The organism is Enterobacter cloacae complex sp. 397G4 (genome assembly GCF_050031515.1).
GTDB lineage: Bacteria > Pseudomonadota > Gammaproteobacteria > Enterobacterales > Enterobacteriaceae > Enterobacter > Enterobacter hormaechei_C.
In genome coordinates this window covers 1,920,377-1,936,999 of sequence record NZ_JBLGWE010000001.1, presented here as the reverse complement: position 1 = coordinate 1,936,999, position 16,623 = coordinate 1,920,377, and the positions used below count along the sequence as shown (strand labels likewise).

The window sequence follows — 16,623 nt, the reverse complement described above, 5'->3', positions numbered from 1 at the left end:
AAGCGTTAGCGCCACCGGGCTTTTTTCAGGCCGCAGAGGGGCTTTCGCCGGGTGGCGGCTTCGCCTTACCCGGCCTACGGTTTAAGCGGTTGTATTTTTGGCTGCGCTTTTCTTCTTTTTGAACGGTTTCTTCGCCCCGCCGCCCGGGGCGACCATTCCCCGGAATCGCTTCACTGGCGTACTGCGCGCCTGGTCAATCAGCTGATAAAGCGTCCCTACCAGCGGCTGCATAAAGTCCTGATAACGGCACTGCTTTTCGCTGATCTGCGTCAGCACCGACTCCCAGTGCGCGGTCATGTCCGGTCTGGCCGCCAGTTCAGGGAGGGAGTGGATGAGCGCCCGTCCCGGCTCTGTTGAGTGGATGTAACGCCCCTTCTTCTCAAGGAAACCACGCTTGAACAGTAATTCGATAATTCCCGCGCGGGTCGCCTCCGTACCCAGACCGTCTGTGGCGCGCAGGATCTTCTTCAGATCTTTATCCTGCACAAAGCGGGCGATGCCGGTCATGGCCGACAGCAGCGTCGCGTCGGTGAAATGGCGCGGCGGCTGGGTTTGTCGTTCAACCACTTCGCCCTTCTCGCACAGCAGTTCGTCGCCTTTGGCCACGACCGGCAGCGGCGTGCCGTCGTTCTCTTCGTCACGCTCTTTGTTGCCGAGCAGCGTGCGCCAGCCCGCTTCTGCAAGGAAACGCGCTTTGGCGATAAATTTGCCTTTGGCAATTTCCAGTTCAATAACGCACTTGCGGAACACCGCGTCCGGGCAGAACTGCATCAGATACTGACGCGCGATCAGGTTATAGACCTTTGCTTCGTTGTCGGTCAGGTTGACGTTGCTGGTGCGCGCCGTCGGGATTATCGCGTGGTGAGCATCGACTTTTTTATCGTCCCAGCAGCGGTTATGGGTATCCGGGTTTACCGCCGGTTGCGGCAACAGATCCGGCGCATGGACGCCAATGGCATTCATCACCGAGTGGCGTCCGGCGAAGTGTTCTTCCGGCAGATAGCGGCTGTCCGAACGCGGATAGGTGATCAGCTTGTGGGTTTCGTAGAGCTTCTGGCAGATATCGAGCACGTTCTGCGCGCTAAGACCAAAGCGCTTAGCCGCCTCAATCTGCAACGCCGAAAGGGAGAACGGCAGCGGTGCGGGCTCCGTTTCCCGTTTGTCGTTATAGCTGGTGACGATTGCGGGCTGGCCGGTAATGCGGTTGACCACGTGCTCCGCCAGCGGGCGATGCAGCAGCCGTCCCTCTTCGTCCTGATATGACTCACAGGCATCGCTTGGCTGCCAGACGGCGGTAAAGCGTTCGTCTTTCGGCGTGACGATATGCGCTTTGACTTCGAAGAAGTCTTTGGCGACGAAATTTTCGATCTCTTCGTCGCGACGCACCACCAGCCCCAGCACCGGTGTCTGGACACGACCGACGGAGAGTACGCCCTGATAACCCGCGTTGCGCCCGAGAATGGTGTAGGCGCGGGTCATGTTGATCCCGTATAGCCAGTCCGCACGGGCACGCGCCAGCGCGGAGACACACAGGGGAATAAATTCGCTGTTGGCGCGCAGGCGTGAAATGGCCCGCTCTACCGCCTGAGGGTTGAGGTCGTTGATCAGGCAGCGCTGCACCTGCTGGCGCTTTTCCGGCGCCAGCTCCAGGTAGTCCAGCACTTCATCGACCAGCAGTTGCCCTTCCCTGTCCGGGTCACCCGCGTGGACCACTTCCGTCGCCTCATGCAGGAAGCGCTTAATGACGTTGAGCTGTTTGGTGACGGAAGGACGCGGTTGGAGACGCCACTTTTCCGGCACAATCGGTAGATCGTTGAGATTCCAGCGGGCGTAGCGGCTGTCGTAGACATCCGGCTGCGCCTGTTCAAGCAGGTGACCGATACACCAGGTGACCACCTGCCCGTTACCGCATTCGATAAAGCCGTCGCCTTTGCGATGCGGCCTGGGCAGCACATCGGCGATGGCACGCGCCAGACTCGGCTTTTCGGCAATAAACAACCGCATCGTATTAACGGATCTCAATCATCGGGCGACCACCGCGGGCGGTCACCAGCTCACCAATGGCCGTCAGGGTGATGCCAAACTCGGCAGCCGTCGCCTGAACGTCAGCTTCAGCTTCCGGCGTCACCGCCAGCAGCAGGCCGCCGGAGGTTTGCGGATCGCACAGCAGGTTACGCCACGCTTCCGGCATTTCGCCCATTAAATGGCCGTAGCTGGCGAAGTTGCGCTGCGTCCCGCCCGGCACTGCGCCCTGAGCAATATACTCTTCCACGCCCGGCAGCTTCGGCACATCCTGATACCAGACCTGCGCCTGCACGCCCGCGCCCTGACAGACTTCAGAGAGGTGCCCCAGCAGACCAAAACCGGTCACGTCGGTCATGGCGTTCACGCCGTCGATATTGGCGAATGCCGCACCGGCGAGGTTCATCTGGCACATCACTTCCGTTGCCAGACCGATATGCTCGGGCTTCAGCAGGGATTTCTTCTCGGCAGTGGTCAGTACGCCAATGCCCAGCGGCTTAGTGAGGAACAGCTTGCAGCCCGCCTGCGCGGTGCTGTTGCGCTTCACGCGCTCGGTCGGCACCACGCCGGTGACGGCCAGGCCGAAGATCGGCTCCGGCGCATCGATAGAGTGACCACCGGCCAGGGCAATACCCGCCTGCTGGCAGGCAAAGCGTCCGCCTTCGATCACGTCGCGGGCAATCTCCGGCGGGAGGGTGTTAATCGGCCAGCCCAGAATGGCGATCGCCATAATCGGTTTACCGCCCATCGCAAAGATATCGCTGATGGCGTTGGTGGCCGCAATGCGCCCGAAGTCGAACGGGTTGTCGACAATCGGCATAAAGAAGTCAGTGGTGCTGATAATGCTGGTGCCGTTACCCAGGTCATAAACCGCTGCATCGTCACGCGTTTCGTTACCGACAAGCAGGTTCGGGTCGACAAACTTCGCCTGTTCACTGTGCAGGATGGTCTCCAGCACTTTCGGGGAAATTTTACAACCGCAACCGGCTCCGTGGCTGTATTGCGTTAAACGAATGGTTTGCTCGCTCATGGACGTCTCCTGTCATCTCAATCGCGCTATGGTAGCGCTCATTCCATAAAGAGGTAAGTATGACTGTCTGAATTCTGCGGCGGATGCTCAGAATCCAGACAGTTTAGCGCGGGTGATTAAAAACGGCTGACGAAAGGCGTAGTGTCCGGCACGCTAATGGTGCTGGAAGCTTTAAGCTGCGGGGTGCCGAGATAGAGGAAGCCGACAATTTTATCATGTTCGCCGCAGGAGAAACCTTCCCGCACGGCGGCGCTCCCGGTCAGCGGCCCGGTACGCCAGATGCCGTTAAAGCCCTGCGCGACGGCGGCCATCTGCATTGCCATTACCGCGCAACCGGCAGACATCTCCTGCTCCCAGACCGGCACTTTATGATCGGCCTGACATTTTGCGACTACCGCGATGATCATCGGCGCACGGAACGGCGCGTTACGGGCTTTATCAATCCCCTTCTCATCCTGGCCTGCGGCAACAGCCCCCTGCTCCAGCAGCTGGCTGAAGCGGTCGCGCCCTTCGCCTTCAATGATAAAGAAGTGCCACGGTTGCAATGTGCCATGGTCCGGCGCACGCATTCCGGCACGCAGAATGTTTTCCAGCTGCTCGCCGACGGGTGCCGGTTCGGCCAGGCGGGAAGCGCTACGACGGTTAACAAGCAGTTCAAGTGCGTCCATTGGTTAACTCCTTTCATGAAATTTACTCACAAAATTAACACGACAGCAGAATTTGTTACAGCGTGGCAGGCGATTCCTGCTGACAAGTGGCGGTTGGGTCATTACGATAACCGCACATTACCGTCCCGTGGCGACGGAAACAGTCCTTTTCTGGTTAGGGAGAATACATGCGAACCCTTTGGCGAATCTTTGCCGGTTTCTTTAAATGGACGTGGCGACTGCTCAACTTCGTCCGCAACCTGGTGATGAACATCTTCTTCATCTTCCTGGTCCTGGTATGCGCAGGTATCTGGATGCATATCAGCAATGCAAACCAGTCGCAGCATTCGACGCGCGGCGCGCTGTTACTCGATATCACCGGGGTGATTGTTGATAAGCCATCGACCAGCAACCGTCTGGGCGTGATTGGTCGCCAGCTGTTCGGCGCAACGTCAGACCGTCTTCAGGAAAACTCCCTGTTTGATATTGTCGACACCATCCGTCAGGCTAAAGACGATCGTAACATTACCGGTATCGTGCTGGACCTGAAAGATTTTGCCGGCGCCGATCAGCCGTCAATGCAGTACATCGGTAAAGCGCTGCGCGAATTCCGCGACAGCGGTAAACCGGTTATTGCGATTGGCGACAGCTACACCCAGGGACAATATTATCTGGCGAGCTTTGCCAATAAGATCTGGCTTTCGCCACAGGGCACGGTCGATCTGCATGGCTTCGCCACTAACGGTCTGTACTACAAATCGCTGCTCGACAAGCTGAAGGTCACCACCCACGTCTTCCGCGTCGGGACCTATAAATCCGCCGTGGAGCCGTTTATCCGCGATGATATGTCCCCTGCCGCCCGTGAAGCGGACAGCCGCTGGATTGGCGAGCTGTGGCAGAACTACCTCGGCACCATTGCCGCTAACCGTCAGATTACCGCTGAGCAGGTCTTCCCGGGCGCGCGCGGCGTGCTGGACGGCCTGCGCAAGGTGGACGGCGATACAGCGAAATACGCGCTTGATAACAAACTGGTCGATCAGCTGGGTTCCAGCGCTGAAATTGAAAAAGCGCTGACCAAACAGTTCGGCTGGAGTAAAGAGGATAAAAACTACAGCGCCATCAGCATGTATGACTACGCCGCGAAAAAGCCGGACGACAGCGGTGACAGCATCGCCGTGGTGTTTGCTAACGGGGCCATTATGGATGGCGAAGAAACGCCGGGGAACGTCGGCGGGGACACCACCGCGTCGCAGATCCGCGATGCGCGCCTGGATCCGAAAGTGAAGGCGATTGTCCTGCGGGTGAACAGCCCTGGCGGCAGCGTCAGCGCCTCTGAAGTAATCCGTGCTGAACTGGCCGCCGCGCGCGCCGCAGGCAAGCCGGTAGTGGTCTCGATGGGCGGCATGGCGGCTTCCGGGGGCTACTGGATCTCGACGCCAGCCAACTACATTGTGGCTAACCCAAGCACGCTGACCGGCTCGATTGGCATCTTCGGCGTGATCAACACCGTAGAGAACAGCCTGGATTATCTCGGCGTCCACACCGACGGCGTTTCCACCTCGCCGCTGGCGGACGTGTCCGTTACCAAATCCCTGCCGCCTGAGGTGTCTGAGATGATGCAGCTCAGCATTGAGAGTGGCTATAAACGTTTCATCACGCTTGTTGCGGACTCGCGTAAAAAGACGCCCGATCAGATTGACCAGATCGCTCAGGGCCACGTCTGGACCGGCCAGGACGCGAAGAGCAACGGCCTGGTAGACAGCCTGGGTGACTTCGACGACGCCGTGAAGAAAGCGGCGGAGCTGGCGAAGCTCAAGCAGTGGCACGTGGACTATTATCAGGACGAACCAACGTTCTTCGATATGGTCATGGACAGCATGTCCGGCTCCGTTCGTGCCATGCTGCCGGACGCGCTTCAGGCTTATCTGCCGGCGCCGGTGGCGACCGCGGCGAAAGCCATGAAAGCAGAGAGCGACAAGCTCGCAGCCTTTAATGATCCACAAAGCCGCTACGCGTTTTGCCTGACCTGTGCGAACGTGCGTTAAAAACCGTCCCCTCTTCCCGTGAAGAGGGGATTTTTTCTTTTGAAGAACAAGAACTCATTACCATGCAGAAGAAATCAATTTATGTCGCCTATACCGGCGGTACCATCGGTATGCAGCGCTCAGAAAATGGCTATATCCCGGTTTCCGGCCACTTACAGCGCCAGCTGGCGCTTATGCCTGAATTCCACCGTCCGGAAATGCCGGACTTTACCATCCACGAATATGAGCCGCTGATGGACTCCTCCGACATGACGCCGGAAGACTGGCAGCATATTGCGGACGATATTAAAGCCCATTACGACCAGTACGACGGCTTCGTGATCCTGCACGGCACCGACACCATGGCGTTCACCGCCTCGGCGCTCTCCTTCATGCTGGAGAACCTGAGCAAGCCCGTCATCGTGACCGGCTCGCAGATCCCGCTGGCGGAACTGCGTTCAGACGGGCAGATCAACCTGCTTAACTCCCTGTACGTGGCCGCTAATTACCCGATCAACGAGGTAACGCTGTTCTTCAACAACCGGCTGTACCGCGGGAACCGTACCACTAAAGCGCACGCCGATGGCTTTGACGCTTTTGCCTCACCTAACCTGCAACCGCTGCTGGAAGCGGGGATCCATATCCGTCGTCTGGGCACGCCGCCCGCACCAAATACCGCAGGCGAACTGATCGTTCACCCGATCACCCCGCAGCCGATCGGCGTGGTGACGATTTATCCGGGTATTTCCGCCGACGTGGTGCGCAACTTCCTGCGCCAGCCGGTAAAGGCGCTAATACTGCGCTCCTATGGTGTGGGTAACGCCCCGCAGAACGGTGAATTCCTGAAAGAGCTTCAGGAGGCGAGCGATCGCGGGATTGTGGTGGTCAACCTCACCCAGTGTATGTCCGGCAAAGTCAATATGGGCGGCTACGCCACCGGTAATGCCCTGGCGCACGCTGGCGTGATCAGTGGTTTCGATATGACCGTTGAGGCAACGCTGACTAAACTTCACTATTTACTGAGTCAGGATCTGGATATTGATTCCATTCGCCGCGCCATGATGCAAAACCTGCGCGGTGAACTGACGCCGGACGAATAAGGAGGTCCCATGAAGCAACGCGCCCTGTTACTGGTCGATTTGCAAAATGATTTCTGTGCGGGCGGTGCGCTGGCCGTCGCGGAAGGTGACAGCACCGTAGACGTCGCGAATTCGCTGATTGAGTGGTGTAAAGCTCGTGGTGAAGCGGTGGTGGCGAGTCAGGACTGGCATCCGGCAAACCACGGCAGCTTTGCCAGCCAGCACAACGTTGAGCCTTACAGCCAGGGCGAACTGGACGGGCTGGCGCAAACCTTCTGGCCCGATCACTGCGTGCAGCAGACGGAAGGCGCTGAGCTGCATCCGCTGCTGAACCAGAAGGCCATCGACGCGGTGTTCCACAAAGGTGAAAACCCAACCATCGACAGCTACAGCGCGTTCTTTGATAACGGTCATCGTCAGAAGACGGCGCTGGACGCGTGGTTGCGCCACCATGAGATCACCGAGCTGATTGTGCTGGGCCTGGCGACGGATTACTGCGTGAAGTTCACCGTGCTGGATGCGCTCCAGTTGGGCTATACCGTGAATGTCATCACCGACGGCTGTCGCGGGGTAAATATTCAGCCGCATGACAGCGCTCAGGCGTTTATGGATATGGCCGCAGAAGGCGCAACGCTGTATACGCTGGCTGACTGGATGGAGACGCAGGCGTAAGCTTTTTAGCCGGGTGACGGCTTAGCCTTACCCGGCCTACTTTCTCTGGTTTTGTAGACCGGGTAAGCGTCAGCGCCACCCGGCATTTCTTCCCCAATCCCCATAAAGTGAACTCCCTCGCATCACAAGCGAAACGGCGATGCTATTCTCTTCAGGCTGTTTTTTCGCCACGCCTTTTCTGTGGCGTGGTTATTTTTGTTCAGTCAAAGAGGAAATTATATGAAACGTTTGCCCTTGCTGGCAGCATTACCCTTGCTTTGCGCGTCACTGGCTTCCGCCGCGCCCCTGATGTCCGTGGGTTACTTCAATGGGGGTGGCGATGTTACCGCCGGACCGGGTGGCGATATTAATAAACTGGACGTCCGCCAGATCACCCACCTCAACTACTCGTTTGGTCTGGTCTATAACAACGAGAAAGACGAAACCAACGCCGCGCTGAAAGATCCGGCAAAACTGCATCAAATCTGGTTATCACCTAAGGTGGCATCCGATCTGGCGTTACTTCCTCAGCTTCGTAAACAAAACCCGAACCTGAAAGTCCTGCTTTCCGTTGGCGGCTGGGGGGCGCGTGGTTTTTCTGGCGCAGCGGCAACCAAAGAGAGTCGCGCGGTATTTATTCGCTCCGCGCAGGAGATCGTCAGTAAATACGGCCTGGATGGGATCGACCTGGACTGGGAATATCCGGTCAACGGCGCGTGGGGACTGGTCGAGAGCACCCCTGCCGACCGGGATAATTTCACCGCGCTGTTAAAAGAGATGCGTGACGCGTTTGGTAAGAAAAAGCTGGTCACGATTGCGGTGGGCGCGAATGCGGAAAGTCCGAAAAGCTGGGTGGATGTGAAAGCCATTGCCCCCCTGCTCGATTACATCAACCTGATGACCTACGACATGGCGTACGGTACTCAGTATTTTAACGCGAATCTGTATGACTCCAGCGCCTGGCCAACGGTGGCTGCCGCAGACAAGTACAGCGTCGATTTTGTGGTGAATAACTATCTGGCCGCCGGGCTGAAGCCGCAGCAGATGAACCTCGGAATTGGTTTCTATGGGCGCGTGCCGAAGCGCGCCGTTGAACCGGGTATCGACTGGAGCAAATCGGACGCGCAGAACAATCCGGTGACGCAGCCCTACTTCGGGCCGCAGGAACTGGGCCTGTTCAAATCGCTTGGCTATGATCTGACCAAAGATACCTATGTGAAATACAACGATATCGTCCGCAAGCTGCTGAACGATCCGCAGAAACGCTTTACCGAGCACTGGGACGAACAGGCGAAGGTGCCGTGGCTGTCGGTGAAATCCGCCGACGGGAAGGCGCTGTTTGCGATTTCCTATGAGAACCCGCGATCCGTGGCGATCAAAGCGGATTACATTAAGGAGAAAGGTCTGGCTGGCGCCATGTTCTGGGAGTATGGGGCTGACGACGAAAACCAGCTCGCGAAACAGCTGGCGGAGTCGCTTGGGATCCCGCACTAAAGTGCAGTGTGCCGGGTGGCGCTAGCGCTTACCCGGCCTACATGGGATCTTTATTTGAAGGTCGCAATCGGCTTCGGCGCGATGCCGAACTCTTCTTTCAGCTCGCGCTTGCTTTTCATCACCATCTGACCGTTTGTGTCGATGGTCATGTGCTGGGCGTCGGTATTGTGACGCGCCTGCCACAGCATCACCAGTTGCAAACTGTTCTTTTTTTGCTCAGGTGTGAGCGCCACACCGTCCGGCCATTTTCCCAGCTCAACGGCCGTTACCAGACGCTGATAAACCTCCGGGGTCATACCTGCAATCATGTCATCAATATTCATGATCTCTCCCTTTCAAAGGAATAATTTGCTGAATCGTTTTTTCAACCCTTGGTCTGGTCGCCGTTTTCATCATCGGTAAAGCTCATGGAAGCCGAATTTACGCAGAAACGCTCCCCCGTCGGCTGCGGGCCATCCGGGAAGACATGCCCGAGATGGGCGTCACAGTTCCCGCAGCGAATTTCGGTGCGCACCATGCCGTGCGAGGTGTCCGTCAGGTAGCGGATCGCATCATCGCTGACAGGCTCGTAAAAGCTCGGCCTGCCGCAGCCAGAATCGTACTTCGTCTGGGAGTTAAACAGCGGTGCATCACACACCAGGCAGTGGTAGACGCCTTCCCGTTTATTGTGCAGCAAACGCCCGGAAAACGGCGGTTCTGTGCCGTGATTTTGCGTCACGTAAAACTGCATCTCTGTAAGGTTTTTTTTCAAATCGTCGGGGTTACGTTGGTTCGACATATGCTTACATCTCGCTGTTGAAACAGACATCTTTTAACCCAGATTCTAACAAAACATTAACACCCGCGCGTGCACTTTTGTTCTAAACTTATGTGTCGCGAAAAGGCGGTCAGGCAATTGTGATCAATTTCACATTTTAATCCTGCGAGGCCTTTAAAATTCCGGGCGCAGCCCCCATGTGGTTGCTAGCTCAAAGGGAAAGTGAGGCGAGTCAGTCGCACAAACGTTAGTCACAGGATTGATTTGTCGCAATGATTGACACGATTCCGCTTGACGCTGCGTAAGGTTTTTGTAATTTTACAGGCAACCTTTTATTCACTAACAAATAGCTGGTGGAATATATGACTATCAAAGTAGGTATCAACGGTTTTGGCCGTATCGGCCGTATTGTTTTCCGTGCTGCTCAGAAACGTTCTGACATCGAAATCGTTGGTATCAACGATCTCCTGGACGCTGAATACATGGCGTACATGCTGAAGTACGACTCAACTCACGGTCGTTTCGACGGCACCGTTGAAGTGAAAGACGGCCACCTGGTTGTTAATGGCAAAACCATCCGCGTTACTGCTGAGAAAGACCCAGCTAACCTGAAATGGAACGAAATCGGTGTTGACGTTGTAGCTGAAGCTACCGGTATCTTCCTGACCGACGAAACTGCACGTAAACACATCACTGCGGGTGCGAAGAAAGTTGTTCTGACTGGTCCTTCCAAAGACAACACCCCAATGTTCGTTCGCGGTGCAAACTTCGAAACTTACGCTGGCCAGGACATCGTTTCCAACGCATCCTGCACCACCAACTGCCTGGCACCGCTGGCTAAAGTTATCAACGACAACTTCGGCATCATCGAAGGTCTGATGACTACCGTTCACGCAACCACCGCTACTCAGAAAACCGTTGATGGCCCGTCTCACAAAGACTGGCGCGGCGGCCGTGGCGCGGCTCAGAACATCATCCCATCTTCTACCGGTGCTGCTAAAGCAGTAGGTAAAGTACTGCCAGAACTGAATGGCAAACTGACTGGTATGGCGTTCCGCGTTCCAACTCCTAACGTATCCGTTGTTGACCTGACCGTTCGTCTGGAAAAAGCTGCTTCTTATGAAGAAATTAAGAAAGCAATCAAAGCTGCTTCCGAAGGCCCAATGAAAGGCGTTCTGGGTTACACCGAAGACGACGTTGTATCTACCGATTTCAACGGCGAAGTGTGCACTTCCGTGTTCGATGCTAAAGCAGGTATCGCACTGAACGACAACTTCGTGAAACTGGTTTCCTGGTACGACAACGAAACTGGCTACTCTAACAAAGTACTGGACCTGATCGCTCACATCTCCAAATAAGTTGAGATGAGTGCTTGATCCTAAAAGGCGACTTCGGTCGCCTTTTTTATTGTTTTTAGACAGAGGATTGCTTAATGATTAATAAAATTTTTGCACTTCCGGTAGTCGAACAACTTACCCCTGTGCTCTCCCGCCGTCAGATCGACGGTGCTGATATCATCGTCGTTGATCATCCACGCGTTAAAGCCTCCGTAGCGCTCAATGGTGCCCACCTGCTCTCCTGGAAACCAGAAGGTGAAGAAGAAGGCCTGTGGCTGAGCGAGGCCACCTCGTTCAAAAAAGGGGCGGCGATCCGCGGCGGCGTACCGATCTGCTGGCCATGGTTTGGCCCGTCAGCGCAGCAGGGTTTACCCTCACACGGTTTCGCCCGTAACCAGCAGTGGACGCTGAAAGCCCACAACGAAGATGAAAACGGTGCGGTGTTGACCTTTGAACTCCAGCCGAATGATGAAACGCGTGCCCTGTGGCCACACGAGTTCACCCTGTATGCCCGCTTCAAGCTGGGTAAAACCTGCGAAATTGAACTGGAAGCGCACGGCGAATTCGAAACAACGTCCGCCCTGCACACCTATTTCAACGTAGGCGACATTCAGGCCGTTAAGGTGAGCGGACTTGGCGATACCTTTATCGACAAAGTGGATAACGCGAAAGAAGGCAAGCTGGACGACGGCGTGCAGACTTTCCCGGATCGTACCGACCGCGTGTATCTGCACCCGGAAGCCTGTAGCGTCATCCACGACAGCGCGCTGAACCGCGGTATTGATGTGGTTCATCACCACCACAGCAACGTGGTGGGCTGGAACCCGGGCCCTGCCCTTTCCGTCAGCATGGCGGATATCCCGGATGACGGTTACAAGACCTTCGTGTGCGTGGAAACCGCGTGCGTGACCGCGCCGCAGAAAACCAGCGAAGAAAAACCGTCCCGCTTAGGCCAGACGATCAAGATTGTGAAGCGCTAATATTGTTCAGGCATCATAAAAAACAAACGGGGCGCTAGCGCCCCGTTTTAATGCATCACGTTCTGGTCAGAACTTGTAAGTCACACCCACGGAGAAGATGCCAGACCAGGACTTGTCGACCATCGGGCTGTCTTTCACTTCATCGCTCAGACGAATGTAACGGCCAGTACCGTATACATTCCAGTCACCGAGGAAGTTATACGAGGCGGTGAGTTCCAGGTACGGGTCCCAGCCATCATCCGCGCTGTAGCTCTTCAGACCACTGCGGCGAGACTCCGCTTTAGACACGCCATAGTAGTAGTCGTTGTAATTCTCGCTGCTGTACTGCACACCGATACCCGGCGTCAGCGTCACTGCGCCGTTGGTATAGCGATAAAGCCACGCCAGATCCCAGATGAAGCCGTTGCTGTTGTCCAGGGTATCGCCCGCCAGCGCAGTGCGCAGGAAGCCATACTCGGTATTATGGACGTAAGAAAGCCCCGCCATCAGTGAGCTTCTGCGTTTGTCCAGCTGACGAAGCGCATTGCTGTCGCTGTCGCCTGGTTTAAAGTGCGTTGGATCGTAATAGGCCATGATGGAGAGCTTATCGGCCGTATCGTTCCACAGATAGTAGCCACCGCCCAACCCACGGAACCAGAAGTTATCGCCTTCATAGGTGACAACGGGGACAGGATAAACGTCGCGGTCATACTGCTTGTACGGGCTGTTAATCACGCCAGCACCCGCGCCAACAGTCCACTGGCTCTCAGCCTGTACGGTGCTCGCTGCGGTAGCGGCAAGGATGCCCAATGCCAGAAGTTTGAGTTTGGTCACAATCCATTCTTTCCTGTAGTCAAATAATCAGCGGGTGAAGTGTAACCGCCATTCCCGTACATCCCAAAATTTTTTGCGCGCTAATCCGTTTGATTAACCCGTTATTTTTCATTTTTCAGATGACATCCCGCTTTCATTTATGTGACCGATAAATGAAAAACCCGCTTTTCGCTTATAACCGCAGTGGAAATTTTTGGATGAGTTATTGATATGTCATTGAAAGTAGATTTTATCCGTATGCAAGTTTTGCAATTGCCATCTACGCTTTAATTTAAGAAGAGGTTTTGCTGAACACCCTGCGGTTCATAGCCTTCGACCTGGCACACAGGTTGCTGCTCTGGCAGTGAGGTGCGAAAAATTCTCTTCCGGGAGCCTCCACTACTCATACGAACGGCTCTTATCCTGTGCTAAAAAACGAAAGGACGGCATGCCATGAATATATTCGATCACTATCGCCAGCGCTACGAAGCTGCCAAGGACGAAGAGTTCACACTGCAGGAGTTTCTTACCATTTGTCGGCAAGATCGCAGTGCCTATGCCAATTCGGCAGAACGGCTATTGATGGCTATTGGTGAGCCAAACATGGTTGATACTGCCCTGGAGCCACGGCTTTCCCGTCTATTTTCGAATCGGGTGGTCGCCCGATACCCGGCGTTTGAAGAGTTCTATGGCATGGAAGACGCCATTGAGCAGATCGTCTCCTACCTGAAGCATGCCGCTCAGGGGCTGGAAGAGAAGAAACAGATCCTTTATCTGCTGGGTCCTGTCGGTGGGGGTAAATCCTCCCTGGCTGAACGGCTGAAAGCGCTGATGCAGCGCGTGCCGATCTATGTGCTGAGCGCCAACGGCGAACGCAGCCCGGTCAATGACCATCCGCTGTGCCTGTTTAATCCGCAAGAGGATGCGCAAATTCTGGAAAAAGAGTTTGGCATTCCGCATCGCTATCTCGGTACGATCATGTCGCCGTGGGCGGCAAAACGTCTGCACGAGTTTGGCGGGGACATCACCAAGTTCCGCGTCGTGAAAGTGTGGCCGTCTATCCTCGAGCAGATCGCCATCGCTAAAACTGAACCCGGTGACGAGAACAACCAGGATATCTCGGCGCTGGTGGGTAAAGTCGATATCCGTAAGCTGGAGCATCACGCGCAAAACGACCCGGATGCCTACGGTTATTCCGGTGCGCTGTGCCGCGCCAACCAGGGGATTATGGAATTTGTCGAGATGTTTAAAGCACCGATCAAAGTGCTGCATCCGCTACTGACCGCCACCCAGGAAGGGAACTACAACGGGACAGAAGGTATTTCCGCCCTGCCGTTTAACGGGATTATCCTTGCCCACTCTAACGAATCTGAATGGGTGACCTTCCGTAACAACAAAAACAATGAGGCGTTCCTTGACCGTGTGTATATCGTCAAAGTGCCTTATTGCCTGCGGATCTCCGAGGAGATCAAGATTTACGAAAAACTGCTCAACCACAGTGAGCTGGTCCATGCCCCTTGCGCACCGGGAACGCTGGAAACGCTGTCGCGCTTCTCGATCCTGTCGCGCCTGAAAGAGCCGGAAAATTCCAGCATCTACTCAAAAATGCGCGTGTATGACGGTGAAAGCCTGAAGGATACCGACCCGAAAGCGAAATCGTACCAGGAATACCGCGATTACGCCGGGGTCGACGAAGGGATGAACGGTTTGTCGACGCGTTTCGCGTTTAAGATCCTCTCCCGCGTCTTTAACTTCGACCACGCGGAGGTGGCCGCCAACCCGGTACATCTGTTCTACGTGTTGGAACAGCAAATTGAACGTGAACAGTTCCCACAGGAGCAGGCTGAACGCTACCTGGAGTTCCTGAAAGGCTACCTGATCCCGAAATACGCCGAGTTTATCGGCAAAGAGATCCAGACCGCCTACCTGGAATCCTATTCCGAATACGGCCAGAACATCTTCGACCGGTACGTCACCTACGCTGACTTCTGGATCCAGGATCAGGAGTATCGCGACCCGGATACCGGCCAGCTGTTTGACCGTGAATCCCTGAACGCGGAACTTGAAAAAATCGAGAAACCAGCCGGGATCAGCAATCCGAAAGACTTCCGAAACGAGATTGTGAACTTCGTGCTGCGCGCCAGAGCGCATAACAACGGCCGCAATCCGAACTGGACCAGCTACGAAAAACTGCGCACGGTTATAGAGAAGAAAATGTTCTCTAACACGGAAGAGCTATTGCCGGTCATCTCGTTCAACGCCAAAACCTCAACCGACGAGCAGAAAAAGCACGACGATTTTGTCGACCGTATGATGGAGAAAGGCTATACCCGCAAACAGGTCCGCCTGCTCTGTGAATGGTATCTGCGCGTGCGTAAATCGTCTTAAAACAAGTGCCCGGTAACGCGCTTACCGGGCCAACAAAATGTCCGGCACTTACGGACGCTGCAAGTTGGCAAATGCAGTACGGGGGATATATGACCTGGTTTATTGACCGGCGTCTTAACGGCAAAAACAAGAGCACGGTGAATCGCCAGCGCTTCTTGCGCCGTTATAAAGCGCAAATTAAACAGTCGATCTCCGAGGCCATCAACAAACGCTCGGTGACCGACGTCGACAGCGGCGAATCCGTCTCCATCCCTAACGATGACATCAGCGAACCGATGTTTCATCAGGGGCGTGGCGGCCTTCGCCATCGCGTGCACCCAGGTAATGACCACTTCGTCCAGAATGACAGAATCGAGCGGCCCCAAGGCGGAGGCGGCGGTTCTGGCAGCGGTCAGGGGCAGGCCAGCCAGGACGGTGAAGGCCAGGACGAGTTCGTCTTTCAGATTTCAAAAGACGAATATCTCGACCTGCTGTTTGAGGATCTGGCCCTGCCGAATCTGAGAAAGAATCAGCACCGTCAGCTCAACGAATACAAAACCCATCGCGCGGGTTATACCGCAAACGGGGTACCCGCCAACATCAGCGTGGTGCGTTCACTGCAAAACTCGCTGGCGCGACGCACGGCGATGACGGCAGGCAAACGGCGCGAACTGCGCGAGCTGGAAACCAGCCTGGAAGTGGTGGAAAACACGGAGCCGGCACAACTGCTGGAAGAGGAGCGCCTGCGAAAAGAGATCGCCGAACTGCGGGCGAAGATCGACCGGGTGCCGTTTATCGACACGTTCGACCTGCGCTACAAGAACTACGAAAAACGGCCGGAGCCTTCCAGCCAGGCAGTAATGTTCTGCCTGATGGACGTGTCAGGTTCAATGGATCAGGCCACCAAGGATATGGCTAAGCGTTTTTATATTCTGCTCTATCTGTTCCTGAGCAGAACGTATAAGAACGTGGAGGTGGTCTACATCCGCCATCACACTCAGGCGAAAGAGGTGGATGAACATGAGTTCTTTTACTCGCAGGAGACCGGCGGCACCATCGTGTCGAGCGCCCTGAAGCTGATGGACGAGGTGGTGAAGGAGCGCTACGATCCGGCGCAGTGGAATATCTACGCCGCGCAGGCATCGGATGGCGATAACTGGGCGGATGACTCGCCGCTGTGTCATGAAATTCTGGCGAAGAAGATCCTGCCGGTGGTGCGTTACTACAGCTACATTGAAATTACCCGTCGCGCCCACCAGACGCTGTGGCGTGAGTATGAGCATCTGCAAGCGATGTTCGATAACTTTGCGATGCAGCACATTCGTGACCAGGATGACATCTACCCGGTCTTCCGGGAACTGTTCCAGAAACAGTCGTCCACCAGCAACGCATGACCCAACAGCCAGCGCACCCGCTGGCTGTTTTCTTTCAGCCCTCTCCGTC

General features: G+C 55.6%; 14 protein-coding genes. 8 read left to right on the top strand and 6 right to left on the bottom strand.

Annotated elements, in window-relative coordinates; genetic code table 11:
- Positions 1-81 precede the first annotated feature (81 nt).
- From ACQG1Y_RS09190 to ACQG1Y_RS09180, 3 genes are all read right to left on the bottom strand, one after another.
- Positions 82-2,004, bottom strand: coding sequence for a DNA topoisomerase III (locus ACQG1Y_RS09190; protein WP_017384681.1), 1,923 nt, complete (start codon positions 2,002-2,004; stop codon positions 82-84).
- A 4-nt stretch (positions 2,005-2,008) separates the two neighbouring features.
- On the bottom strand, positions 2,009-3,052 hold the full coding sequence (gene selD, locus ACQG1Y_RS09185; protein WP_058700345.1) for a selenide, water dikinase SelD: 1,044 nt from the start codon (positions 3,050-3,052) through the stop codon (positions 2,009-2,011).
- Positions 3,053-3,168: 116 nt separating this feature from the next.
- Positions 3,169-3,720 (bottom strand): NAD(P)H nitroreductase, encoded by a 552-nt coding sequence (locus ACQG1Y_RS09180; protein WP_023303509.1) that lies wholly within the window; start codon positions 3,718-3,720, stop codon positions 3,169-3,171.
- A 167-nt stretch (positions 3,721-3,887) separates the two neighbouring features.
- On the opposite strand from ACQG1Y_RS09180, the gene sppA reads away from it, so the two are divergent.
- The 4 genes from sppA to ACQG1Y_RS09160 all read left to right on the top strand — a co-directional run bounded on the left by sppA (position 3,888) and on the right by ACQG1Y_RS09160 (position 8,947).
- The gene (gene sppA / locus ACQG1Y_RS09175; RefSeq protein ID WP_032653247.1) at positions 3,888-5,744 is read left to right on the top strand and encodes a signal peptide peptidase SppA; all 1,857 of its coding nucleotides are present in this window, start codon (positions 3,888-3,890) and stop codon (positions 5,742-5,744) included.
- A 62-nt stretch (positions 5,745-5,806) separates the two neighbouring features.
- A complete protein-coding gene (gene ansA / locus ACQG1Y_RS09170) occupies positions 5,807-6,823 on the top strand; it encodes an asparaginase (protein WP_023303507.1) in 1,017 nt (338 codons plus the stop codon).
- Positions 6,824-6,832: 9 nt separating this feature from the next.
- Complete coding sequence (gene pncA / locus ACQG1Y_RS09165; protein WP_017384686.1) at positions 6,833-7,474, top strand: bifunctional nicotinamidase/pyrazinamidase; 642 nt, start codon at positions 6,833-6,835, stop codon at positions 7,472-7,474.
- A 219-nt stretch (positions 7,475-7,693) separates the two neighbouring features.
- Positions 7,694-8,947, top strand: a complete 1,254-nt coding sequence (locus ACQG1Y_RS09160) for a glycoside hydrolase family 18 protein (RefSeq protein ID WP_017384687.1) — start codon at positions 7,694-7,696, stop codon at positions 8,945-8,947.
- A 50-nt stretch (positions 8,948-8,997) separates the two neighbouring features.
- Here ACQG1Y_RS09160 and ACQG1Y_RS09155 read toward each other — a convergent pair whose 3' ends face one another.
- Both ACQG1Y_RS09155 and msrB read right to left on the bottom strand, forming a co-directional pair.
- Positions 8,998-9,270, bottom strand: coding sequence for a YeaC family protein (locus ACQG1Y_RS09155; RefSeq protein WP_252049579.1), 273 nt, complete (start codon positions 9,268-9,270; stop codon positions 8,998-9,000).
- Positions 9,271-9,311: 41 nt separating this feature from the next.
- Complete coding sequence (gene msrB / locus ACQG1Y_RS09150; RefSeq protein WP_426736731.1) at positions 9,312-9,725, bottom strand: peptide-methionine (R)-S-oxide reductase MsrB; 414 nt, start codon at positions 9,723-9,725, stop codon at positions 9,312-9,314.
- A gap of 341 nt (positions 9,726-10,066) precedes the next feature.
- On the opposite strand from msrB, the gene gapA reads away from it, so the two are divergent.
- Positions 10,067-11,062 (top strand): glyceraldehyde-3-phosphate dehydrogenase, encoded by a 996-nt coding sequence (gene gapA, locus ACQG1Y_RS09145; RefSeq protein ID WP_006809136.1) that lies wholly within the window; start codon positions 10,067-10,069, stop codon positions 11,060-11,062.
- Between the two features lie 74 nt (positions 11,063-11,136).
- Positions 11,137-12,021, top strand: a complete 885-nt coding sequence (locus tag ACQG1Y_RS09140) for a D-hexose-6-phosphate mutarotase (protein WP_045907480.1) — start codon at positions 11,137-11,139, stop codon at positions 12,019-12,021.
- Between the two features lie 66 nt (positions 12,022-12,087).
- Here the strand turns inward: ACQG1Y_RS09140 and ACQG1Y_RS09135 are convergent, their stop codons facing one another.
- On the bottom strand, positions 12,088-12,834 hold the full coding sequence (locus tag ACQG1Y_RS09135) for a MipA/OmpV family protein (RefSeq protein WP_017384691.1): 747 nt from the start codon (positions 12,832-12,834) through the stop codon (positions 12,088-12,090).
- Between the two features lie 432 nt (positions 12,835-13,266).
- On the opposite strand from ACQG1Y_RS09135, the gene yeaG reads away from it, so the two are divergent.
- A complete protein-coding gene (gene yeaG / locus ACQG1Y_RS09130; protein WP_400215135.1) occupies positions 13,267-15,201 on the top strand; it encodes a protein kinase YeaG in 1,935 nt (644 codons plus the stop codon).
- A gap of 89 nt (positions 15,202-15,290) precedes the next feature.
- Positions 15,291-16,574, top strand: a complete 1,284-nt coding sequence (locus ACQG1Y_RS09125; protein ID WP_032670956.1) for a YeaH/YhbH family protein — start codon at positions 15,291-15,293, stop codon at positions 16,572-16,574.
- The last annotated feature ends 49 nt before the right edge of the window (positions 16,575-16,623 follow it).